At 62.8% G+C, this 22,175-nt stretch carries 16 protein-coding genes; 11 read left to right on the forward strand and 5 right to left on the reverse strand.

Annotation, left to right across the window (positions count from 1 at the left end):
- Positions 1-41 precede the first annotated feature (41 nt).
- On the forward strand, positions 42-1,667 hold the full coding sequence (locus NKJ77_RS01255) for a copper resistance CopC/CopD family protein (RefSeq protein WP_352533979.1): 1,626 nt from the start codon (positions 42-44) through the stop codon (positions 1,665-1,667).
- Between the two features lie 25 nt (positions 1,668-1,692).
- Here the strand turns inward: NKJ77_RS01255 and NKJ77_RS01260 are convergent, their stop codons facing one another.
- Complete coding sequence (locus NKJ77_RS01260) at positions 1,693-2,130, reverse strand: VOC family protein (protein ID WP_352533981.1); 438 nt, start codon at positions 2,128-2,130, stop codon at positions 1,693-1,695.
- Between the two features lie 206 nt (positions 2,131-2,336).
- On the opposite strand from NKJ77_RS01260, the gene gnd reads away from it, so the two are divergent.
- Complete coding sequence (gene gnd, locus NKJ77_RS01265; RefSeq protein WP_352533983.1) at positions 2,337-3,764, forward strand: NADP-dependent phosphogluconate dehydrogenase; 1,428 nt, start codon at positions 2,337-2,339, stop codon at positions 3,762-3,764.
- A 34-nt stretch (positions 3,765-3,798) separates the two neighbouring features.
- Here gnd and NKJ77_RS01270 read toward each other — a convergent pair whose 3' ends face one another.
- Positions 3,799-4,842 carry a LacI family transcriptional regulator gene (locus NKJ77_RS01270; protein ID WP_023692000.1) on the reverse strand — a complete coding sequence of 348 codons (1,044 nt, stop codon included), beginning with the start codon at positions 4,840-4,842 and terminating at the stop codon, positions 3,799-3,801.
- Positions 4,843-5,234: 392 nt separating this feature from the next.
- On the opposite strand from NKJ77_RS01270, the gene NKJ77_RS01275 reads away from it, so the two are divergent.
- The 7 genes from NKJ77_RS01275 (at position 5,235) to mgrA (ending at position 12,605) form a co-directional block, all read left to right on the forward strand.
- Entirely contained in the window at positions 5,235-6,473 is a 1,239-nt protein-coding gene (locus NKJ77_RS01275) for an ABC transporter substrate-binding protein (RefSeq protein ID WP_023683028.1), read from the forward strand.
- Positions 6,474-6,554: 81 nt separating this feature from the next.
- Complete coding sequence (locus tag NKJ77_RS01280) at positions 6,555-7,448, forward strand: carbohydrate ABC transporter permease (protein ID WP_023669803.1); 894 nt, start codon at positions 6,555-6,557, stop codon at positions 7,446-7,448.
- A complete protein-coding gene (locus NKJ77_RS01285) occupies positions 7,441-8,376 on the forward strand; it encodes a carbohydrate ABC transporter permease (protein ID WP_023669802.1) in 936 nt (311 codons plus the stop codon). The genes NKJ77_RS01280 and NKJ77_RS01285 overlap by 8 nt, the downstream gene beginning before the upstream one ends.
- Before the next feature lie 5 nt (positions 8,377-8,381).
- Positions 8,382-9,482 carry an ABC transporter ATP-binding protein gene (locus NKJ77_RS01290; protein WP_023728557.1) on the forward strand — a complete coding sequence of 367 codons (1,101 nt, stop codon included), beginning with the start codon at positions 8,382-8,384 and terminating at the stop codon, positions 9,480-9,482.
- Positions 9,483-9,600: 118 nt separating this feature from the next.
- Positions 9,601-10,347, forward strand: a complete 747-nt coding sequence (locus tag NKJ77_RS01295) for a sugar phosphate isomerase/epimerase family protein (RefSeq protein ID WP_023831623.1) — start codon at positions 9,601-9,603, stop codon at positions 10,345-10,347.
- Positions 10,348-10,358: 11 nt separating this feature from the next.
- Positions 10,359-11,501: a Gfo/Idh/MocA family protein gene (locus tag NKJ77_RS01300; RefSeq protein WP_023691996.1), complete on the forward strand. Its 1,143-nt coding sequence runs from the start codon at positions 10,359-10,361 to the stop codon at positions 11,499-11,501.
- Positions 11,502-11,558: 57 nt separating this feature from the next.
- Positions 11,559-12,605: an L-glyceraldehyde 3-phosphate reductase gene (mgrA, locus tag NKJ77_RS01305; protein ID WP_352533986.1), complete on the forward strand. Its 1,047-nt coding sequence runs from the start codon at positions 11,559-11,561 to the stop codon at positions 12,603-12,605.
- 80 nt (positions 12,606-12,685) lie between these two features.
- Here mgrA and NKJ77_RS01310 read toward each other — a convergent pair whose 3' ends face one another.
- Complete coding sequence (locus tag NKJ77_RS01310) at positions 12,686-13,777, reverse strand: S1 family serine peptidase (protein ID WP_023831625.1); 1,092 nt, start codon at positions 13,775-13,777, stop codon at positions 12,686-12,688.
- A gap of 402 nt (positions 13,778-14,179) precedes the next feature.
- On the opposite strand from NKJ77_RS01310, the gene NKJ77_RS01315 reads away from it, so the two are divergent.
- Together NKJ77_RS01315 and NKJ77_RS01320 are read left to right on the forward strand one after the other, a co-directional pair.
- Entirely contained in the window at positions 14,180-15,259 is a 1,080-nt protein-coding gene (locus tag NKJ77_RS01315; RefSeq protein ID WP_023733608.1) for a trypsin-like serine peptidase, read from the forward strand.
- A gap of 188 nt (positions 15,260-15,447) precedes the next feature.
- A complete protein-coding gene (locus NKJ77_RS01320) occupies positions 15,448-17,250 on the forward strand; it encodes an MORN repeat-containing protein (protein WP_245266141.1) in 1,803 nt (600 codons plus the stop codon).
- Between the two features lie 29 nt (positions 17,251-17,279).
- Here NKJ77_RS01320 and amrB read toward each other — a convergent pair whose 3' ends face one another.
- Together amrB and NKJ77_RS01330 are read right to left on the reverse strand one after the other, a co-directional pair.
- A complete protein-coding gene (gene amrB / locus NKJ77_RS01325) occupies positions 17,280-18,998 on the reverse strand; it encodes an AmmeMemoRadiSam system protein B (protein WP_352533988.1) in 1,719 nt (572 codons plus the stop codon).
- A 149-nt stretch (positions 18,999-19,147) separates the two neighbouring features.
- Positions 19,148-22,171, reverse strand: a complete 3,024-nt coding sequence (locus tag NKJ77_RS01330; RefSeq protein WP_352533990.1) for a hypothetical protein — start codon at positions 22,169-22,171, stop codon at positions 19,148-19,150.
- Positions 22,172-22,175: the final 4 nt, after the last annotated feature.

Consider the following 22,175-nt stretch of genomic DNA (forward strand, 5'->3'; position numbering starts at 1 on the left):
GCGCTGCTTCGAAGCGGCGCGCCACTGTTTTGGTGGATGGCATGAACGTGGCCTGTTTCCAGCGGATAGAACGGACAGCCGGCAGGTGCTTCAGCTTGCTGGCCGCGATCCTGCTGCTTGCCGTCCTTGCCACGCCAAACCAGGCCTTTGCCCATGCGGCGCTGATCAAGGCCGAGCCTGCCGACGGCGCGGTTCTGGAGCGAGCGCCGACGCAATTTTCGCTGACCTTCAGCGAGCCTGTGTCGCCGCTGGTGCTGACCTTGGTGCGGCCCGACGGTACGCCTGTCGCTTTGACCTCGTTTCGGTTGAGCGACCAAACGGTTGAGATCGACAATCCACAAAAGCTCGGGCCGGGCACCCAAGTCTTGAGCTGGCGGGTGATTTCCGCCGATGGCCATCCGGTCGGCGGCTCGGTGCTGTTTTCCGTTGGCGCGCCAAGTGCGGCGCCGGCGGTGGGGGAAGCTGTCGATATAGATTTGCGGTCAGCGATCTGGACCGGCAAGGTTCTTCTCTACATCGGGCTTTTCCTCGGCATTGGCGGCGCCTTCGCGCTGACATGGCTGGCGCAAGGCCAGCGCTCAGGCCAGCGCTTCGTCATTGCCGCCATCCTCTGCGGGCTGGTCGCAGCACCCCTGTCGCTCGGGTTCCAGGGGCTGGACGCGCTGGGCGCGCCACTCGCCCGGCTGGCGCAACCGGTGGTCTGGCGGACGGCGCTTGGCACCAGCTTCGGCTGGACGGTGCTGATTTCGCTGGCGGCGCTCGGGCTTGGCCTGCTGTCGTTGGTCGGATCGCGTGCCGGCGCCAGGCCGTTGGCGCTCGCCGGGCTGGCCGGTGTGGGTGCAGCTCTTGCCGCCAGCGGCCATGCCAGTGCAGCCGAACCGCAATGGCTGACGCGGCCTATGGTGTTCCTGCATGGCGCCGGCATCGCTTTCTGGGCTGGAGCATTGCTGCCGCTCGGCCTGGCGTTGAGCAGCCAATCGGTGGAAGCCGGGGCGTTCCTGCGGCGGTTTTCGCGCGCGATCATGCCCGTGGTGGTAGCGCTTGCCGCCGCCGGTGTGGCGCTCGCCATCATCCAGGTGCAGACACCGGCGGCACTGGTCAACACCGCCTATGGCCGGCTGCTGCTGATCAAGCTGGCGCTGCTGGTGTTTCTGTTCACGCTGGCGGCGGTCAATCGATGGCGGCTCACCGCCTTGGCCGAGGCCGGAGCGACGGAAGTGCGGCGACGGCTTAGCCGCTCGATCTCAGTCGAAATGCTGATCGTGCTCCTGATCTTCGGCGTTGCCGCCGGCTGGCGCTTCACGCCGCCGCCACGGGCGCTGGCAATCGCCGCGGCACAACCGACGTCAACCCATATCCACACTATGAAGGCGATGGCCGACATCGACATCACGCCCGGCCATACCGGGGAGGTCACCGCCTCCATCGTCATCATGGATGGCGATTTCGGCCCGCTCGACGCCAAGGAAGTGACGCTGGTGCTGTCCAAGCCCGATTCGGAGATCGAGCCGATCAAGCGTCCGGCGACCAAGCCAGGCGACGGCACCTGGCGGGTCGATAATCTCGTCATTCCGATTCCAGGCCGCTGGACGGCGCGGCTCGATGTTCTGGTTTCGGATTTCGAAGTGATAAAGATCGAAGCGCCGATCGATATCCGCGCCGAGTGATATTCAGCCCGCCCGCGAAGGGCGCTCAGCCGAGTTCCTGGGCTAACCCGATGAGATGCCCTTCCGGCCCGCGGATGTAGCAGAGCCGATACACGTCCTGGTAACGGACGACTTCACCGGCCAGCTGCGCGCCACGCTTGCGGAGCCTTTCAAGCGTGTCGTCGATGTCGTCCACGGTAAACATGACGCGCAGGTAGCCCAGGGCATTGACCGGGGCGTTGCGGTGATCGGCGACGACCGTCGGCGTGAGGAAGCGGGAGAGCTCGAGCCGGCTATGGCCATCCGGTGTGCGCATCATGGCAATCTCGACGTGCTGATCGCCGAGCCCGGTGACACGTCCGGCCCACTCGCCTTCGATCGTCGCCCGCCCTTCCAGTTCGAGGCCGAGCTCGCGAAAGAAGGTAATCGTCTCGTCGAGGTCATCGACGACGATTCCGACATTGTCCATCCGTTTGACTGCCATAAGTTCAACCTAACGTCATATGTTCGATCGGCAAGGCGTCGCCTGGTCACCAACTGACCCTTCCTGACTCGGTCTGACACAACGCAGACGCAACACAATTCGGCGAGGCGGTTGACGTGGCGCGAAAGGCCCGTCAATCATCTCGCCGAAAAATGGGCATCCCGAAAAACGCGGCCTCAACAAAATCCGAAAGCAGGGAAGAAACGATGGAAAAAGCCGAAATAGGCCTGATCGGCCTTGGCACAATGGGCTCCAACCTCGCGCTCAACATTGCCGAGCACGGGCACCGCATCGCCGTCTTCAACCGCACCAAGGCGCGCACCGATGCCTTCCTCGAAGGCGCCGGTTCGCTCAGGGACATGGTGGTGCCCTGCTACAGCCTGGAGGAACTGGCAGCTGCGATCAAGCCGCCGCGCCCGGTCATCATCATGGTGCTGGCCGGCAAGCCGGTCGACGAACAGATCGAAGCGCTGCGCGGCGTGTTGTCTGACAACGATATCGTCATCGATGCCGGCAACGCCAATTTCCGCGATACGATGCGGCGCTTTTCGGAACTGTCGGGCTCAGGTCTCACCTTCATCGGCATGGGCGTATCCGGCGGCGAGGAAGGCGCGCGCCATGGACCGTCGATCATGGTCGGCGGCACCGAAGACTCCTGGAAGCGCGTCGAACGCGTGCTGACCGCGATCTCGGCCAAGTTCAAGGATGAACCGTGCGCTGCCTGGCTTGGCACAGACGGCGCCGGGCATTTCGTGAAAACCATCCACAACGGCATCGAATATGCCGACATGCAGATGATCGCCGAGATCTACGGTATCCTGCGTGACGGTCTCGGCATGGGGCCGAAGGAGATCGGCAAGGTCTTCGAGGACTGGAACAAGGGCCGGCTCGATTCGTATCTGATCGAGATCACCGCCAGGGTGCTGGCCGCTGACGATGCAAAGACCGGCAAGCCGGTGGTCGACATCATCCTCGACCGTGCCGGCCAGAAGGGCACCGGCAAATGGTCTGTCATCGAGGCGCAGCAGCTCGGCATTCCGGCGACGGCCATCGAGGCGGCGGTGGCGGCCCGCGTGCTGTCCTCGATCAAGGATGAGCGGCAGGCGGCCGAAAAAGCCTATGGCAATATCGGCGTCACCAAGATCTCCGGCGACAAGGCGGCACTTCTGAAAGACCTGGAGCTGGCGCTGCTCGCCGGCAAGATCGCCGCCTATGCACAAGGTTTCGCGGTGATGAGCGCCGCCTCGAAGGAGTTCAACTGGAGCCTGCCGATGCCGACCATCGCCAAGATTTGGCGTGCCGGCTGTATCATCCGCTCGCAGATGCTCGACACCATGGCGGAAGCCTTCGGCTCGGGCGGCGCGTCCACCAACCTTTTGATGGCGCCGGCTTTCACCACCATGATGCAGGAGGCGCATCCGTCGCTTAGGCGCACCGTTGCCAAGGCATCGGAAGCAGGCTCGCCGGTGCCTGCACTGGCGTCGGCACTTGCCTATTTCGACAGCTACCGCCAGGGCCGCGGCACCTCGAACCTGATCCAGGCGCAGCGCGACTTCTTCGGCGCGCATGGCTTCGAGCGCATCGGCGAGCAGGGCGCTTTCCATGGGCCATGGGGAAGTGGAGCGGCCGGATAGGGTCAGGTGAGGCGGACCTCTCAGGTCGTGCCAGTCAGCCCTGATACGCGACGACGTCGCCTGGCTTGACCACTGTCTGCAAAGAGCCAGGTGCCGCGCCGCCTATCCAGCCCAGCACGGCGCGGGCAAGCTCGGTGCCGGCGAGGCGGAAGTCTTCGTTGACGATCAGCAACTCCCGGCGGAACAGATGCAGCAGTTCCGACGATTGCTTGGACACGACATCGACGTCGCGGCCGAGTTTCAGGCCGGCATCCTCGATGCCGGCGACGATTGCCAGCGTCGCTGCGGCGGCGCTGCTGACGAAACCGTCCGGCCTGACGTCGCGGCGCATCAACTGCGCGGTCCGCGTCCTGATTTGATCGATCGACTGGTCGATTGAAACAGCGTTGAACGGCACTTCGCTGGCATCGACCTCGCTCAGTGCGTCGGCAAAGCCATTGACCGTGTGGTCGTAATAGGTGAGCCCGACCGGCGGCGCTACCAGCGCCAGCCGGCGCCGGCCGACGCCGGCCAGATGGCGCACCGCTTCGGCGGCGAAGGCGTAATTGTCGAAGTCGTGATAGGGGTGGACAAGCCCCATATCGGTGCGGCCATGCGTGGCAAAGGGTATGCCACGCTCCAGCATGTAGCGGGCGCGCGGATCGTTGGGCTGCGTGCGTGAGATGATGACGCCATCGGCCGAGCCGGACTCGACCAGATACTTTACCGGGTCCAGCGGATCCTGCGAGCGCGAGTAGGGCGTGACGATCAGGTGATAGGGTGTGTCGGCAATGACCTCCGAGACGCCGTAGATGATGTCCGAGACAAAGCTCATGATCTCGCGCTCGGTATTGAGCACGAGGCTGATAACATTGGTCTTGCCAGTCCGCAGGCGCACGCCGGCGCGGTTCGGCCGGTAGCCGATCTGCCTGGCGACGAGTTGAACCCGCCGCCTGGTCTCGGCGCCGATCTCGGGTGCATCCTTGAGTGCGCGCGAGACGGTGGTGACGCCGAGCCCCGTCATGAAGGCAAGCGTTTTCAGCGTCGGCCGCTCATGCGCCGACGCCTCGTCGTCCTTCTCCGTCTGGTCCCTGTCCATTCGTCCCGCCCCGTCAGGCGCATAGCAGCCGCCGGACCAGCCGACAATCGCTTCGATGACGATGTGGCACGGTTCTTCGCCGTCAGGCCTCAATACACTGAAACGTTACAGATTTCCAACATCGCAGCGCGTGGGTCTCTCAAGCCATGGTTTTGGCAGGGTTTTGGCGGCCAGAAACGTTGCGCGACAATCAGGTTCGAGACGGTTTTCTTGCGCTGCAGCATGATTTTGAAGCGCAGCACCCGGTTTTGCGCGGAGTTTGCCGGTTTGCACGCAACGAATTTGTTCGCGCCTCGAAAAAACATTCGAGCTCGTTTATCTCAGGGGTTGCACGCACCGCATAATTGCCGTATCGAAAATCTGTAACGTTTCAGATTCTGGGAGGAACCGAAATGCGCTATAGACTTTTGACCGCTGCCCTTGCCGCGACGGCCGCGCTTCAGCTTGCCGGCCCGGCGGCCGCCACCGACCTGGAAGTCACCCATTGGTGGACGTCGGGCGGCGAGGCGGCGGCGGTTGCGGAATTCGCCAAGGCCTTCGACGCCACCGGCAATCACTGGGTCGATGGCGCCATTGCCGGATCCGGCGGCACGGCACGGCCGATCATGATCAGCCGCATCACCGGCGGCGATCCGATGGGCGCCACCCAGTTCAATCACGGCCGGCAGGCCGAAGAACTGGTGCAGGCCGGCCTGATGCGCGACCTCACCGATGTCGCCACCAAGGGCAAGTGGACGGAAATCGTGCGGCCGAAGAGCCTGCTCGACAGCTGCACCATCGACGGCAAGATCTATTGCGTGCCGGTCAATATCCACTCCTGGCAGTGGTTGTGGCTGTCGAACGAAGCCTTCGAGAAGGCCGGCGTGCCGCTGCCGAAGGACTGGAATGAATTCGTGGCGGCAGCGCCCGCCCTGGAAAAGGCGGGCATCATCCCGCTCGCTGTCGGCGGACAGGCCTGGCAATCTTCCGGCGCCTTCGATGTGCTGCTGGCGGCGGTCGGCGGCACCGATGCATTCCTCAAGGTCTATAAGGACAAGGACGCCAAGTTCGCCGCCGGGCCCGAGATCGCCAAGGTCTTCAAGGCCGCCGACGATGCCCGCAAGATGGCGAAGAACACCAATGTGCAGGACTGGAACCAAGCGACCAATCTCGTCATCACCGGCAAGGCCGGCGGCCAGATCATGGGTGACTGGGCGCAAGGCGAGTTCCAGGTTGCCGGCAAGGTCGCCGGCAAGGACTATGCCTGCCTGCCGGGCCTCGGTCTGAACGAAGTTATCGCCACCGGCGGCGACGCCTTCTATTTCCCGCTGCTCAAGGATGCCGACAAGTCCAAGGCGCAGGAGGTGTTGGCAGAGACGCTGCTCGACCCTAAGACTCAGGTCGCCTTCAATCTCAAGAAGGGTTCGCTGCCGGTGCGCGGTGACGTCGATCTCAATGCGGCGAACGACTGCATGAAGAAGGGTCTGGCGATCCTCGCCAAGGGCGCCGTCATCCCGTGGACTGACCAACTGCTTTCGCAGGACACCCAGAAGCAGAAGGAAGATCTCTTCGCCGAATTCTTCGCCAAGCCGGACCTGACCATCGAAGACGCGCAGAAGCGCTTCGCCGACCTCATCGCTTCGGCAGACTGACGTTGGAGGCAATACACCTCGCTCCCGGTCTTGCGAAAGCAGGGCCGGGATCGCACCGCCCTTACCCAGCCGGCTGACGAGATGAGCAAGAGCGAACGCCCCAACCCGCTGTTCCGCAACCTCAATGCGAAGGTCGCCTCGATCCCGATGATCCTCACCGCGTCGGTGGTTTTCGTCGGCGGCACCGTCTGGACGGTGTTCTATTCCTTCACCAATTCGAAGCTGCTGCCACGGCTGAATTTCGCCGGGCTCGACCAGTATTACCGGCTGTGGGCGACGCCGCGCTGGTTGATATCGATCGAGAACCTTTTGATCTACGGCGCGATCTCGCTGGTGTTCTCACTGGTCATCGGCTTCCTGCTTGCAGCGCTTCTCGACCAGAAGATCCGTTTCGAGGACACGTTCCGCACCATCTTCCTCTATCCGTTCGCGCTTTCCTTCATCGTCACCGGCCTGGTCTGGCAGTGGCTGCTCAATCCGGATTTCGGCATCCAGCATGTGGTGCGGGACCTCGGCTGGACGAGCTTCAACTTCGACCCGCTCTACAATTCCAGCATCGTCATCTACGGCATTTCGATTGCGGCGCTGTGGCAAGGCACCGGGCTCATCATGTGCTTGATGCTGGCCGGCCTGCGCGGCATCGACGAGGACATCTGGAAGGCGGCGCGGGTAGACGGGATCCCGATGTGGAAGACCTATCTGTTCATCGTCATCCCGATGATGCGGCCGGTTTTCATCACCACGCTGGTCATCATCGCGTCGGGCATCGTCAAGGTCTACGACCTCGTTGTCGCCCAGACCAGCGGCGGCCCCGGAATCGCCTCCGAAGTGCCGGCCAAATATGTCTATGACTACATGTTCTTCGCACAGAATCTTGGCCAGGGCTTCGCCGCCTCGACCATGATGCTGCTCTCGGTGGTGATCGTCGTCGTGCCGTGGGCCTACCTTGAATTCGGAGGCAGGAAGCGTGGCTGACCCGGCCGTCCCTTTGCCCGCCAGCGCGGGTGCCGCCGAGCGCGAAGCCTCGGGGCCGCGCGGGCCGAAGCCGCGGCATGTCTTCTCGCGCCGCAACATCTTCCTCTATGGCACGCTGATCGTGGTGGCAGTCTACTATCTGCTGCCGCTCTATGTGATGGTGGTCACGTCGCTCAAGGGCATGCCCGAGATACGGATGGGCAATATCTTCTCGCCGCCGCTCGAAATCACGTTCGAACCGTGGGTGAAGGCGTGGGCGACGGCCTGCACCGGCCTCAATTGCGACGGGCTTTCGCGCGGCTTCTGGAATTCGGTGCGCATCACGGTGCCGTCAGTGCTGCTGTCGATCGCGATCGCCTCGGTGAACGGCTATGCGCTCGCCAACTGGCGCTTCAAGGGCGCCGACACATTCTTCGTCATCCTGATCGTCGGCGCCTTCATCCCCTATCAGGTGATGATCTATCCGATCGTCATCATCCTGCGCGAGATCGGCCTCTACGGCAGCCTCAGCGGCCTGGTGATCGTCCATTCCATCTTCGGCATGCCGATCCTCACGCTTTTGTTCCGCAACTATTTTGCCTCGATGCCGGAAGAGCTGTTCAGGGCGGCACGGGTCGACGGCGCCGGCTTCTGGGGCATCTTCCTGCGGATCATGGCGCCGATGTCGCTGCCGATCTTCGTCGTCGCCATCATCCTGCAGGTGACCGGCATCTGGAACGACTTCCTGTTCGGCGTCGTCTACACCCGCCCCGACACCTATCCGATGACGGTGCAGCTCAACAACATCGTCAATTCGGTGCAAGGCGTGAAGGAGTACAACGTCAACATGGCCGCCACCATCCTGACCGGCCTTGTGCCACTCATCGTCTACTTCATTTCCGGCAAGCTTTTCGTGCGCGGCATCGCCGCCGGTGCGGTGAAAGGGTGATGGCGATGACGGCAGCCAACGGCACCAGCGTTTCGATCCAGGACCTGTCCCTGAATTTCGGCTCTGTATCGGTGCTGCAGACCCTCAATCTCGAGGTCGCAGAGGGCGAGTTCATCGTGCTGCTCGGTCCCTCGGGCTGCGGCAAGTCGACCTTGCTCAACTGCATCGCCGGGCTGCTCGATATTTCCGAAGGCCGCATCTTCATCAAGGGCAAGAACGTCACCTGGGAAGAGCCCAAGGATCGCGGCATCGGCATGGTGTTCCAGTCCTATGCGCTCTATCCGCAAATGACGGTGGAGAAGAACCTGTCGTTCGGCCTGCGCGTTGCCGGCGTGCCTAGGGACGAGATCGCCAAGCGCATCGCCCGCGCCGCCGAGATCCTGCAGATCGAGCCGCTTTTGCAGCGCAAGCCCGCGGCCTTGTCAGGCGGCCAACGCCAGCGCGTGGCGATCGGGCGGGCTCTGGTGCGCGACGTCGACGTCTTCCTGTTCGACGAGCCACTATCCAATCTCGACGCCAAGCTGCGCTCGGAACTGCGCGTCGAAATCAAGCTTCTGCATCGCAAGCTGCAGAACACCATGATCTACGTCACCCACGACCAGATCGAGGCGATGACGCTGGCCGACCGTATCGCGGTCATGCGCGGCGGCGTCATCCAGCAGCTTGACGCGCCGCAGACGATCTATAACCGGCCGGTCAACCGGTTTGTCGCCGGCTTCCTCGGCTCGCCGGCGATGAATTTCCTCGAAGGGGAGCTGGAGGCCAGTGCTGCTCCAGTGTTCAGGACCGACGGTGTTTCGGTGCCGCTCGATCGCTATACCTTTGACGGCACGGAGCGCCCGGCCGGCGCTTGCGTGCTGGGCATCCGGCCTGAACATATCGCTTTCGGTGACGCGGCGAAGTCGATGCCGTTTTCCGCCGGCGGTTCGGTCGAGATCGTGGAGCCGATGGGTTCCGACACGCTGGTGTGGACGAAGCTTGCCGGCCGCAACCTCTCCTTCCGCGTCGAGGCGGAACGGACGCTGCGCAGCGGCGATCCGATCCAGTTCGGTTTCGATCCGGCGCGCGCCTCGCTGTTCGACGCTGCGACCGGCAATCGCCTGTGACCCTCTAGAATCATCCGCAAACCATCCTCCCAAGAACGATCCCCCTAAAACGATCTCGCGAAAACGATCCCCCGAAAACATCCCCAAGCCTTAACCACCCAAGAAACGGACAGAGACGATGAACTGGTCATTCCAACTCTACAGCGCCCGCAATTTCCAGCCGTGGGACGGCATCCTGAAAATGCTCGGCAAGCTCGGCTACAAGGAAGTCGAAGGTTTCGGCGGCGTCTATGACGACCCCACGGCGTTCCGCGCCGAACTCGACAAGAACGGGCTTTCGATGCCGACCGGACATTTCTCGATCGATGCGCTGGAGAATGATTTCGACGGCGTACGCAAAACAGCCGACGCACTCGGCATCACGCTGGTCATCTGTCCCTATCTGCTGGCCGAGCAGCGGCCGGCCGACGCTGCCGGCTGGCGCGGCTTTGGCGAGCGTCTGGCCAAGGTCGGCGAGACCGCAAAAAAAGCCGGCTACGGCTTTGCCTGGCACAACCATGATTTCGAGTTCAAGACACTCGCCGACGGCTCGGTGCCGCAGGATCACATCCTGTCGGCTGCGCCCGACATCGGCTGGGAGATGGACGTCGCCTGGGTAATCCGCGGCGGCGTTGATCCGCTGCCGTGGATCGAAAAGCACGGCAAGCGCATCAGCGCCGTCCATGTCAAGGACATGGCCAAGTCAGGCGAAGGCCTTGACGAGGACGGCTGGGCGGATGTCGGCCACGGCACCATCGACTGGGCCGGCCTGATCAAGACACTTCGGGCGAAGAGCGCGGCCAAATATTACGTCATGGAACAGGACAACCCCAACGACATCGAGCGCTTCGCCAGCCGCTCGCTCGCATCCGTCAAGGCTTACTAGGAACAATCATCATGGCAAAGAAACTGGGTATCGGCGTCATCGGCTGCGGCAACATCTCGAAAGCGTATTTCTCGCTGGCGCCTCTGTTTCGCGGCATCGAGATGCGCGCCTGCGCCGACATCAACATGGACGCGGCCAAGGCACGGGCGAAGGAGTTCAAGCTGCGCGCCGAGACCGTCGAAGAACTGCTCAAGGATGACGAGATCGACATCATCGTCAACCTCACCATCCCGGCGGTGCACTACGGGGTGTCGAAGCAGATCCTCGATGCCGGCAAGCACGTCTATTCGGAAAAGCCGTTCGTGCTGTCGGTCAAGGAAGGCCTCGACCTCAAGAGCCGGGCCGAGAAGAAAGGGCTGCGCATCGGTTCGGCTCCGGACACTTTCCTCGGCGGCGCGCACCAGCTGGTGCGCAACCTCGTCGACACCGGCGCGCTCGGCAAGATCACCAGCGGCACCTGTCATGTGATGGGCCACGGCATGGAGCACTGGCACCCCAATCCCGATTTCTTCTTCCAGCCGGGCGCCGGGCCGGTGCTCGACATCGGGCCTTACTACATCACCAACCTGATCCAGCTGATCGGGCCGGTGAAGCAGGTGGCGGCCTTCGCGACGACGCCTGCCAAGGAACGCACGATCTCATCAAAACCGCGCGCGGGCGAGAAAATCCCGGTCAACACGCCGACGACGATCCACGGGCTGCTGGAGTTCGAGAACGGCGCCGTGATCACGCTTAACACCAGCTGGGACGTCTGGGCGCATGGTCATGCGCCGATGGAACTCTATGGCGAAACGGGCACGGTGTTCGTGCCGGATCCGAATTTCTTCGGTGGCGACGTGCGCATAACCAAGGCGGCAAAACCGGTGAAGAAACTGCCGAAATGGCAGCATCCGTTCGGCGTGCCCAACGAAATGCACGGCCAAGGCATGATGGCCAACTACCGCACCGCAGGCCTTGCCGACATGGCGCTGGCGATCGCCGAGGGCCGGCCGCATCGTTGCTCGATGGAGCTCGCGCTGCATGCCGTCGACGTCATGACCGGCCTGTTGCGGTCGGGCGAGACCGGCAAGTTCGTCGCTATGCAGACCAGCTGCGAGCGGCCGGCCGCGCTCGGCGTCAAGGACGCAAAAGGACTGTTGGCGAAGCAGAAATGAGGTAGAAGGGTGTCGGCGCGCTCGCGCCGACATCCATACAATCCAGGATCTGTACCCATGCGCTGGCAGCCGGCTGAACACCGCTATGAGAAAATGCTCTACAACAGGTGCGGGCGATCCGGCCTGAAACTGCCGGCGATCTCGCTCGGCCTGTGGCACAATTTCGGCAACGACACGCCACACAAGACCAAGCAGGCGATCGCGCGCAAGGCCTTCGATATCGGCATCACCCATTTCGATCTTGCCAACAATTACGGCCCGCCGCCGGGCTCGGCCGAGATCGCCTTCGGCGAGATATTGCGCACCGACTTCGCCAGTTATCGCGACGAGCTGATCATCTCGACCAAGGCCGGCTATGAGATGTGGGCAGGGCCTTACGGCGAATGGGGCAGCCGCAAATATGTGCTGGCGAGCCTCGACCAGAGCCTGAAGCGGATGGGGCTCGACTATATCGACATCTTCTATTCGCACCGCTTCGATCCGGATACGCCGCTTGAGGAAACGATGGGCGCGCTCGACCATGCGGTGCGTTCTGGCAAGGCGCTCTATGCCGGCATCTCGTCCTACAATTCGCAGCGCACGCGCGAGGCCGCCGACATATTGAAGCAGCTCGGTACGCCCTGCATCATCCATCAGCCGAGCTATTCGATGCTCAACCGCTGGGTCGAAGAGGACGGACTGCTCGATACGCTGGAAGGGCTCGGTGTCGGATCGATCGTGTTCTCGCCGCTGGCGCAAGGCATGCTGACCGACAAATATCTCGGCGGCATCCCCGAGGGTAGCCGCGCCAGCCAAGGCAAGTCGCTGCGGCCCGCCTTCATCAACGAAAAGACCATCGCTAACATCCAGGCGCTGAACGCGATCGCCGGCAAGCGTGGCCAGACGCTGGCGCAGATGGCGCTAGCCTGGGTGCTGCGCAAGGGCCGGGTCACCTCGGCGCTGATCGGCGCCAGCCGGCCCGAACAGGTCGAGGACTGCGTCGGCGCGCTCAAGGTGCTCGAGTTCAGCGATGCCGAGCTCGCCGAAATCGACACTTACGCACGCGAGTCCGACATCAATCTGTGGGCGGCGTCGGCCGAGCGCAAAGGCCCGCCGCGGAAGTAAGCGGAACAGCCGGCACCGGACATGAATTAAAACGGCGGGAAAGATCCCGCCGTTTTGCGTTTATCAAGCTTCGGGCCCGTTCAGGGCTTCTTGGCCGTGCCGAGACCGGCCCTGGGCGCCGCCGCGGCTGCCGGAGCCGGGGTCTTCATCTTGGCTTCGATCCAACCCGTATAGTTGGCCAATCGCGTGTAGATGCCATAGGCATTCTTGTGGCCGCAAGCGGCGGTGCCGTCGGACGGACCTTCGCCCCAGGAGACGACGCCGACCTGGACCGGACCGTTGGCGCCGGTCATGAACAGCGGACCGCCGCTGTCGCCGTTGCAGGCGTCGCGTTCGCCGCTGTCGGTGCCGGCGCAGATCATGTTCTTGGTCAGCGGATCCGACATATCGGCGGCGATCGCATTGGCGGCGGCATCGATGCCCTTTTCCGAATAACGCATCCGATGCGAGAGATCGCCAAGTGCCGCCTTCAGGTCATGCGCATAGATCGACTTGATGCCGCTGTTGCAGGCAGCGCTCGGCTCGAGATCGAGATCGGCCACCATCAGCGCGGTCGGGAAGGTGCCGTCCTGCATCTTGCCCCAGCCGATGACCGTGGTCTTGCCGCTGTCTGGCGTCGGCTCATTGGTGATCTTGATGACCGGCGCATCGGCGGGCTCCGCCAGCCGGAGCAGGCCGAGATCATTGTCCAGCGTCTGTTCGCTGTAGCCCTCGTTGACGATGACCTCGACCACCTTGTAGCGCTTGCCTTCGGTAAGATCGGTGGCGCCGGTCAGCACGGTCACCGTGTCGGGCGAAATCGGCCGGCCCTTGTCGTTGAGGCAGTGCGCCGCCGTCAGCACCCATTGCGGAGCAATCAGGCTGCCGCCGCAGAATTGCGCGTTCGGCTGCGAGGCCGGGCTGGGGTCCAGCCGGGCGCTGGTCAGCAGCGCCACCTGGAACGGATAGGCCCCTTTGTCGGCTTCCTTGCCGCCATAGACGCGGTCGGCCCCGTCGGGATTCTCGGCCTTGGCCTTGTCCCGGGATTCGGCGACGCGCTGCATCGGCGAGACCGCCGCTTCCGGCCTGGCGGCGTCGTCGGCTGCATAGAGCGCGTTGACGGCGGGGAAAGCGGCCGCGATGCCCAGCAGCGATGCAGCGGCAAGCGGCCTGAACCGATGGATAATGTTCACCTTGAAACCCTCCTGAGATGAAAAATGCCGAGCCATGCCGCACTGACGCATAACCAACAGAAGCGGTAGCGGTACCTCGATCGCCTTCTGCCAGAACGAACGACATCCGCGCGGTCATAAAACCGAAATACCACTTTTGCTAATCGTGCCCCATCGGGCAGAGCCCACCCAAACCCTATAGCCCCCCACGGCCTACGTGGAAGCGATTTGTCATTGCCAATGTTGGATTATTTTAGGCAGTATATCGACGCGGGTGCGTTTGGCGGAGGGCTTTAACGAGGCCGCCCGGACCGATGATCCGATACGGGCGGGTAACCAAACTAATTTTTTAACTCCACCACGATCTCGACAATATTTCTGTATTTTGCTCCACTCCTTGCTGACCTTTGGGAGAGTCTCACCATGACGAAACTGACAAGCACTATCATTGCGTCCGCACTGCTATCCACCGCACTGTGGACGATGCCTGCCTTCGCCGCCGATCCCGGCTCAGCGAATGCCGGCAATGGCGAAAGCATGCGCGATCTCGGAACGGGCGACTACCAGCCCGGCCGTGCAAAGCCGATCGCGCCGCCGAAACTGACCGAAGATGAAGCCAGCCGGGCAGCGCCGCTGACCGACGAGGGCACGGCGGTCAAATCCTATGGCATCGTCGGACGTTCCGCCGATGGCAAGGACATCAAGATCGATGCAGGCGAGACGCTGAAGGACCTTGTCATCAAGGAATTGAACGCGCCCGCCAACACACCGAACGCCGACAAGACCGGATTGACGGGCGGCGACGAAGCCGGCCGCCAGGTGTTCGGGGCCGACGATCGCGAGCAGATCAAGAACACCAAGACCTACCCGTTCACCGCGATCGGGTATATCGAAGGCAAAGCCAAGAGCGGTTATGGCAGCTGCTCGGGAACCCTGATCGGTCCGCGCACGGTGCTCACCGCCGCGCATTGCCTCTACAGCAATGAAGATAAGGCTTGGCTCGACGACGTCATCTTCGTGCCGTCGCTCAACGGCAACACCGCCGACGATGCACCGTTTGGCGCTTTCAGCTATGAGAGCGTCTACATCCTGCAGGGCTTCATCGACAATTATCAGGGTTACTACGGCTCGGTCATTCCGTGGGACCTCGGCATCATCACGCTGAAGCAGGATGTCGGCACCAATCTCGGCTGGCTGGGTTATGCCAACTATGAGAACCTCGGCGATTTCACCGCCAACATCGTTGGCTACCCCGGCGACAAGCCGATGGGTACGATGTGGAAGGCGACCTGCGAAGTGAAAGCCGAAAACATCGGCGCGGAGTATTTCCAGTACGACTGCGACACCTATCCGGGGTCGAGCGGCAGCTCGGTCTACGCCTATGACAATGGCGCCAAGCAGCGCGTCGTCACCGGCGTGAACGTGGCCGAAAGCCCCAACGCCAACACAGCGGTGCGCCTGAACGCTGCCAACGTGGCGTGGATCAACAGCCTGTACAAATAAGGCCCGATCTTTCGCCGGCAAACAGCGGCGAGAAACAGCATTAGCAAACCGGCGGCGGGACGTTCCTGCCGCCGGTGTTTTTGTATCGGAACACCTCTCTTGCACTGTGTTACAGCGGTGCTTACGCTAGGCGATCCAAGGGGTTGGGTAAGATGGCGCGGGCAAGAATGATCTTCGGAGTCAAAGCGATGGCGGCTGCATCCATGCTGGCCGCACTGACATGCTTTTCCGCTATGGCCGATCAAGGCGGTGCCACACCCGATGGCGCCTGGGCCGAGCGGGTGCAAATCCTCTATAAAAGCGAAACACGTTCGGTGCTGCGCAAGAATGTACGGGTCTGGGATTCCCACCCGGAATTGGGTCTTGATTTCACCTGGGAGCCGGCAGCCGGCGTGTCGCCGGACCGCACCGTCGCAGCCGACGGCACCGTCAACGGCAAGGGCAGGCTGGTCTGGCGCGTACGCGGCTCGGCGAGCTATGACCCCAAGACGATCTATTCCAGCTATTTCGGCGAGATCAGGAATGGCCGCCCTGAAGGACAAGGCCGGCTGGAGCTGCGTTCAGGCGAGATTCTCGACGGCCGTTGGGTCGCCGGCCAGCTCTACGGCCATGCGATCCATGTCGATGCCGACGGCAATCGCTATGAAGGGCAATTCAGGGCCGGTGTGCCGAATGGCGAGGGCAGGCTGGAGACGAAGACAGGCGAGATATTCGTCGGCTCTTTTGCCGATGGGCTGAAGGACGGCAAGGGCCGCACCCGGCTGTCCGGCGGCACCGTCTACTGGTCGCAATGGGCGATGGGCAAGGAGATCGGCGGTGCGCGCCCCGACGTGCTGGCCGATGCCAGAGTGGGCGGGTTGCTCAAGGCGCAGACCGGCGGCGGTTCCGCCGACAAGGTCGAGATCGGCATTGCCGTCGACCAGCGCATGACGCAGCAGGCCGACATGCAGTACCAGCATCTGGTGCGCGACGAAGACATCGCGATCTATCCGGTGTCGGACCAGTACAACGATGCCTGGAACGGCACCGGAGAGATTCGTACCGGCAATGTCTATGAAGGCATGGACTGGGAGACGGCGCCGGCCTTCGCCGAAGTCGACCTCAAGACCACCGACCGGTCGAGGGTCAAGATCGACAGCCTGGAAATGAAGGTGGCCGCGAGCGAGGCCTACCGCAAGCCGATGCTGTCGATCAGCGAGCACTATGGCTGCGTCGGCTTCCGCCCCGACTTCTCGATCGTCAACAATGGCTGGGGCGACGTGAAAGACATGAAGATGTCGATCCAGTTCACCAGGACCGACGAGGAGGACAACGCGACCGGCGAGCCGAGCCGCATGTTCACGAAGGACATCGGCACTTTCGGCGATGGCGTCGACGTCTCGATCAAGGACGTGCTGACTGAAGCCGGCGTCGACACAACCACGCTCGAGACCGAGCGCTTCACCTGCCCGTCAAGGGACAGCCTGGATGTCTGCCGCGCCCAGGTGGCCAACAAGGTCAAGTTCGGCGACGTTGCCGATTACGTCAGCGGCAGCGTCGAGAAAATGAGCGTGACCGGGATTGGCAAGCTCGATTATTCCTGGGCGGACGATCAGGGCGCTGTCTACCAGCAGAGCGAGCCGTTTCGCGTCATCGTCTCGCTGGTCAGCATCGAGGTCCCAGAATCGCTCGCCGAATGCGGCGATGGCGGCGGCGCGTCGCCCGAAGCGCTGCGCTACCAGAACATCGAATTTCCGATCGGCAAGACCGATTACAGCATCCCCATGCCGGTGCGCGGCAACAAGAATCTCAGCGCCTACACGGCACGGCTGAAAATGTGGTCGTCAATGTCGTCGATCCATCGCTTCAGCATCGCCGCCCATTTCGCCGATGGCAGCACACGCGAGAGCAAGCCGGCCACGTTCTTCTATTTCAGGCCGAAGCAGTCGCTGTTCGAAACCAGCACCAAGCCGGCGGTCTGCTATCTGCCGGAAGATCTGCAAGGCTGTTGAGGTCCTGTCACGTCCTTTCGGGAATCGCGTCATTTCGAGCCCATCTCGAAAAAATTGGGCAGCGGGATCAGCCGGGCAAAGATCGTGCCCTGGCTGAACACCCTGAGTTCCAGCATCGACCCGGACGATCGTTCGGCTTTCTGGTCGAACAGGAAATTGCCGAGCGAATAGATCTCCGCAACATCGCCGCCGCCGAGCGGCAGGATCGCCTCGCTCGATACATGCGGATGACCGCCGACGATTGCCGTGACACCGCGCAGCCGCATCTGGTCGGCAAGCATCTCCTCGCGCGGCGACGGCTCCGTCTTGTACTCGCGGCCCCAATGGACGAAGGCAATCACCGGCCGCTCGGCATTGTCGTGCAGCAGCCGGTCGAGCAAAGCAGGCGTCAGAAGGTCGGTGTTCCTGGAGCCGTTGGTATCGATGTCGGTCAGCCCGACCAGGTCGAGATCGGCAAGCGCCAGCGTCTCGCCCTGCCCGAAATGGGCGATGCCGGCCGCATCGAGTGCGGCCAGCGTCTCGGCATAGCCTGACGGGCCGAGGTCGTAGGCGTGATTGTTGGCGAGGCTGACAGCGGCGACATGCAATTTCTTGAGCATGTCGATGGCGAGGTCTGCGGGCATGGCCAGCGTCATGTCGTCGATCGCTTCAGGGACGTTGGGCAGGATCACGCCTTCGAGATTGACGATCAGCGGCCGCGAGCGGGTCAGGGCCAGCACGCTTTCGACGATCTTCTCGGCAACACCGTCGCGGACCAGGATCTTCTTCATGGCGCGGCCGAAATTCACGTCGCCCGCGAAATAATAGAGCTTGTCGTCGGGACGGGCAGGATTGTTGAAGCCGGGGCCGAAGGCGCCGAACAGCGCCACGACATAGCTGGTGGTGCGCTCGACATAGTGGCTTGAATGCGCCTGCGAGTTCTCGTTGGCGACGACCAGCGGCGCAGCACCGAACAGTTCGCGCTGCAGCCTGGTCTGGATATAGAGCGCACCGACCGAATCGGCGTGATCCGGCTGGCGCAGCGCCGCGATGCCGTCGAGCGAACCGGCGGCGAGCATGTTCAGCGTCTGCTGGTCGAAACGCCTGGCTTCGTGCTGCGGCAGATAGTGGGAGAAATCGGTGGATTCGACGATCAGCGTGTCCTTGTCGACGATCGCTTTCAGCGCCTGCGCCAGCCGGTCCCAGTCGGCTCGCTTGGCTTTGACCGACATCGCCACCGGCACGATTTCAGCTTCGGGGAAATAGTGATGCAGGAAAGGCAGCATCGCCTGCACGCCATGCTCCCTGGCGAACAGGCAGGAGTCTTCGACCATGTCGCTGTTCGCTTCCAGAAGGTGCACGGCTTCCGTGTCGGCCTGGACTGGACCGAGCACTGTTTCAAAACCGCGCGGCGTCGTAGCGAAGAGTTTCTGCGTCTCGTGGAAATGGTCCGGCGACAGGATGACGATGCGCTTGTAGCGGAAGCCGGACGCGGCGTGGAAACCGAGTGCGACGAGATCTGCGACGAGCAGGTGGTGGGGGACTGTGATGCCGGTGAGGCGTTGGTTGGACGGCTCGATTCTGGCGACGGCGGCGATGGCGTCGGTGAAGGGTGTGGGGTCGGAGTAGAAGGACGGGAAGTTTGTGTCGCCGGGCGGGCAGGTGATGGGGGCGGCAGACGCTTGAAGCACTGAGAGGATAAGCAAGGCGGTGGCAAAGACCAGAATGCTGGTCCGTGCCCAGGCACCCCCCGCTGTCCTGCCGGACATCTCCCCCGCAAGGGGGGAGATTGGATGTCGCCTCGACTTTCGCCAATCATCAACCTTGAAAATAGATCTCCAGCAATGAAGAGGCTGATCTCCCCCCTTGCGGGGGAGATGGCCGGCAGGCCAGAGGTGGGTGCCTGGGTGCCGACCTCTCACGGCTCAGCCAGCACAATGTTCTCCACGCCGCCGACATAGTAGAACGGCTTCTGCTTGGACGCGGTCAGCCGCAGCACTTCGCGCGAAATATAGTCGGCGAGGCCGAACAGCGTCACGCCGCCGCCGGAGGTCTTGGCCCGGCCGCGCAGGCCTTCGAGGATCGAATAGGTGAAGACGCCATGGCCGAGCTCGGGCATTTCGGCGGCGGTGTTGTTGGCAGCGGTGGCCGAGAAGACGACGATGCGTGCGTCCTGCGCGTCTTTTTCCAGGCGCGGGTTGAAGGCGTTGGCGGCGTGGCAGGTGTCGAGCAGCATGAAGCGCATGCCCTTGGCCCGCTCAACCGATTTCTGGATGTCGCCCCAGTCGACCAGCGAGGAGCGCTTCCAGCGGTCGGCATCCTGTTTGCGGCCGTCCGTGGGGATGAAATAATAGTCTTCGTCGATGTTGATGCCGTGACCGGCGACGAAAATGATGGTGGTGTCGTTCTCGCCGGGTCTGTCGAGGAAGTCGGCGAGCTGGTCGTCGATGGTGTCGGAATCCGGTTCCAGGATGGTGTCGGCGCTGGCGACCTTGAACACGTCCTTGCCGGAATCGGGCGCCTCATCCAGCGCTTCGCGGTTGACCAGAACCAGCGTCTCCATCGCCGAAAACAAGGGCGCGGATTTCTGCGAGATCACCTTGAGGAATTCGGTAGCGTCGTCGACGGGATAGCGCAGATCGCAGGCGTGGCCGGCGCATGCGTCGGTGAGGAAGGGATATTTGTCGACGCCGATCACGGCGACGTAGAGCTTGCCCTTGTTGGCCTGCTTCTCGGGTTTTTGGCCAAGTGCCGTTACGCTGCGCTCGGTCAAATAGCCGAACTCATTCGTGCCGGTGATGCGGATGGTGTTCTCGCCATTCTCGACCGGCACTTCGACGATGGTGCTCTTGCCGCCATCGGCCGAGCGCGCCGTGACATTGCCGACATTGCGGCTGTTCGACAGGATCGAAAACCCGGCGACGTCGGCGCCTGCTTCCTGCACGCCTGATATTTCGACGGCGACATAGCCTTCGCGGACACTGCTCTGGTCGGCGGCAAGCTTGATGCCGAATTCCGGCGGCTTGCGTTCAAGCAGCTTTTCCAGTTCGCGGTCGACGCCGGGGCGCATTTCCTGGACCGCCTGTTCGGCGCTGCGCAGGATGATGGCCCGGCGCACCATTTCCGGGCTCCAGAGATATTTCTTCAGCTGGCCGGCGCTGATGAAACGCCCTTCGTGGTCGCGGCCCTGATTGACGTGCCAGCCGATCAACTTGTCGCCATCGGCGGAGGAATAATAGTAGCCCTGCGGCATCCAGGCGATCCATTCGGAGTCGGCGAAGAACATCGACACGATCAGTTTGTGGCTCTTCAAATTCCACAGCCGCACGGTCTGGTCGGCGCTGCCGGTGACCAACAGCCCTTCCTTCTCGACGGCAACCATGGCGTTGATCTCGCCGGTGTGGCCGGTGAATTCACTCGATACCTCGGCGGTCGCGGTTTTGTATTCCAACAGCGTGCCGTCGCTGCCGCCGGTGATCAGGCCAAGCCCATTGCCGATCAGCGTGTAAGCCGAATGGACGAAGCCATTGGTGGCGGAATTCTCGATGCTGTGCATCACCTTTCCGCCGCTCGCGATTTCGAGCACGGCATTCTCCAGGCCGTCCTTGCCGCCGGGGACGGCGCGAAGCAACCACCCACCGTCGGTCAGTGCCGCGCGGGCATAGGCGCCCTGTTCCGCCAGCGCCTCCGGGTCCTCGAAGAACCGCTCGGCCGTCGGTAGCGCCAGTACCTTGTCCAGCGTGCCCTGCAGCTCGGGACAGGACACGCGTTCAGGGCAGGGGTTGGTGTTGCCCCAAGCGATGGAGCTGCTCGCCGCATCGATCCCGATCGCCGTCACCGGTTCACCGACCCCTTGCAGCAGCGCCTTGCGCTCGCCGGTCATGGGGTTCCAGACCTGGATGGCGTTGCGGGTGCCGCCGGCTGTCGCCACCAGCGAGCCGTCGGCATTGCCGGCGCCAGCAAAGACCGTGCCGTCATGGCCGTTATAATCGAGCAGTTGCTCGCGGCTGTCGGTATTCCAGACCGCCGAGCGATGCTTGTCGGCGCAGCGATAGCTGCATGACGCCACAAGCCGCGAACCCGTGGCGAAGCTCAGAGCGCCGATCTGGAAATCCTGCTTCGGCATGGCGCGGACGAATTTGCCGGTGCTGGCCTGCCAGAGCTGGACGTCGCCGTCCTTGCTGCCGGTGGCGAACAGCCTGCCATCCAATGACACGGCGAGTGCGGCGACGCCGACATCGCGCAGCGGTTCGGCCTCGGCGGGCAAAGCGATTTCCTCTGACTTGGCGATGTCCCAGAGCCTTATGCCGTTGTCGGTGGTCGTCGCCACCAGCCGGGTTCCCGCAGCGGCGAAGGCGAGCTTTTCCACACGCCAGGAATCGGCATCGAGTTTTTCCGCCAGCGTCCAGCCCGACGCGGATTTGTCGTCCGCCCGCCAGAGGTAGACGAAACCATCGCCACCGCCGGCGGCGAGCGTGTTTCCGTCGGGTGAAAAGGCGACATCATAGATGGCATAGTCGGCGGCCTTGAGCACGGTTTTGATCTTGCCGGTGGCGAAATCGAACAGCCTGATATCGCCATAAGGGGGCTTGTCGCCGATGCCGGCGCCGAAATAACCGCCGGCGGCGATCGTCTTGCCATCCGGCGACACGGCAATCGCAAAGACCTTGCCGTCATTGCCATTGCCAAGATAGCCGCGAATGGTGCGGAGCGTCACCCCGCTCTGCCAGTCCCAGATGCGGATGGTCTTGTCATCGGACGCCGAGACCAGTCCCTCGCCGTCCGGCGTGAAGGCAAGATCGGTGACCCTGGCGCTGTGGCCGCCGGTGTTGAGATCGAGATGGAAATCGAGGTCCTCGGCACCGGCGGTTGACGTTAACGCCAGAAGACCGACCAGGATTAGCCACCGGATAGCACGCAAGGGATGGGAGCTGCCCGGCACCTTG

Origin of the sequence: Mesorhizobium sp. M0052 (genome assembly GCF_040323255.1) — a bacterium.
Lineage (GTDB): Bacteria > Pseudomonadota > Alphaproteobacteria > Rhizobiales > Rhizobiaceae > Mesorhizobium.

Excerpts from the sequence above, each read along its gene's own strand:
- NKJ77_RS01255 (WP_352533979.1), top strand. The coding sequence starts at position 42 with ATGAACGTGGCCTGTTTCCAGCGGATAGAACGGACAGCCGGCAGGTGC.
- NKJ77_RS01260 (WP_352533981.1), bottom strand. The coding sequence starts at position 2,130 with ATGGCAGTCAAACGGATGGACAATGTCGGAATCGTCGTCGATGACCTC.
- gnd (WP_352533983.1), top strand. The coding sequence starts at position 2,337 with ATGGAAAAAGCCGAAATAGGCCTGATCGGCCTTGGCACAATGGGCTCC.
- NKJ77_RS01270 (WP_023692000.1), bottom strand. The coding sequence starts at position 4,842 with ATGGACAGGGACCAGACGGAGAAGGACGACGAGGCGTCGGCGCATGAG.
- NKJ77_RS01275 (WP_023683028.1), top strand. The coding sequence starts at position 5,235 with ATGCGCTATAGACTTTTGACCGCTGCCCTTGCCGCGACGGCCGCGCTT.
- NKJ77_RS01280 (WP_023669803.1), top strand. The coding sequence starts at position 6,555 with ATGAGCAAGAGCGAACGCCCCAACCCGCTGTTCCGCAACCTCAATGCG.
- NKJ77_RS01290 (WP_023728557.1), top strand. The coding sequence starts at position 8,382 with ATGACGGCAGCCAACGGCACCAGCGTTTCGATCCAGGACCTGTCCCTG.
- NKJ77_RS01295 (WP_023831623.1), top strand. The coding sequence starts at position 9,601 with ATGAACTGGTCATTCCAACTCTACAGCGCCCGCAATTTCCAGCCGTGG.
- NKJ77_RS01300 (WP_023691996.1), top strand. The coding sequence starts at position 10,359 with ATGGCAAAGAAACTGGGTATCGGCGTCATCGGCTGCGGCAACATCTCG.
- mgrA (WP_352533986.1), top strand. The coding sequence starts at position 11,559 with ATGCGCTGGCAGCCGGCTGAACACCGCTATGAGAAAATGCTCTACAAC.
- NKJ77_RS01315 (WP_023733608.1), top strand. The coding sequence starts at position 14,180 with ATGACGAAACTGACAAGCACTATCATTGCGTCCGCACTGCTATCCACC.
- NKJ77_RS01320 (WP_245266141.1), top strand. The coding sequence starts at position 15,448 with ATGGCGGCTGCATCCATGCTGGCCGCACTGACATGCTTTTCCGCTATG.
- amrB (WP_352533988.1), bottom strand. The coding sequence starts at position 18,998 with ATGTCCGGCAGGACAGCGGGGGGTGCCTGGGCACGGACCAGCATTCTG.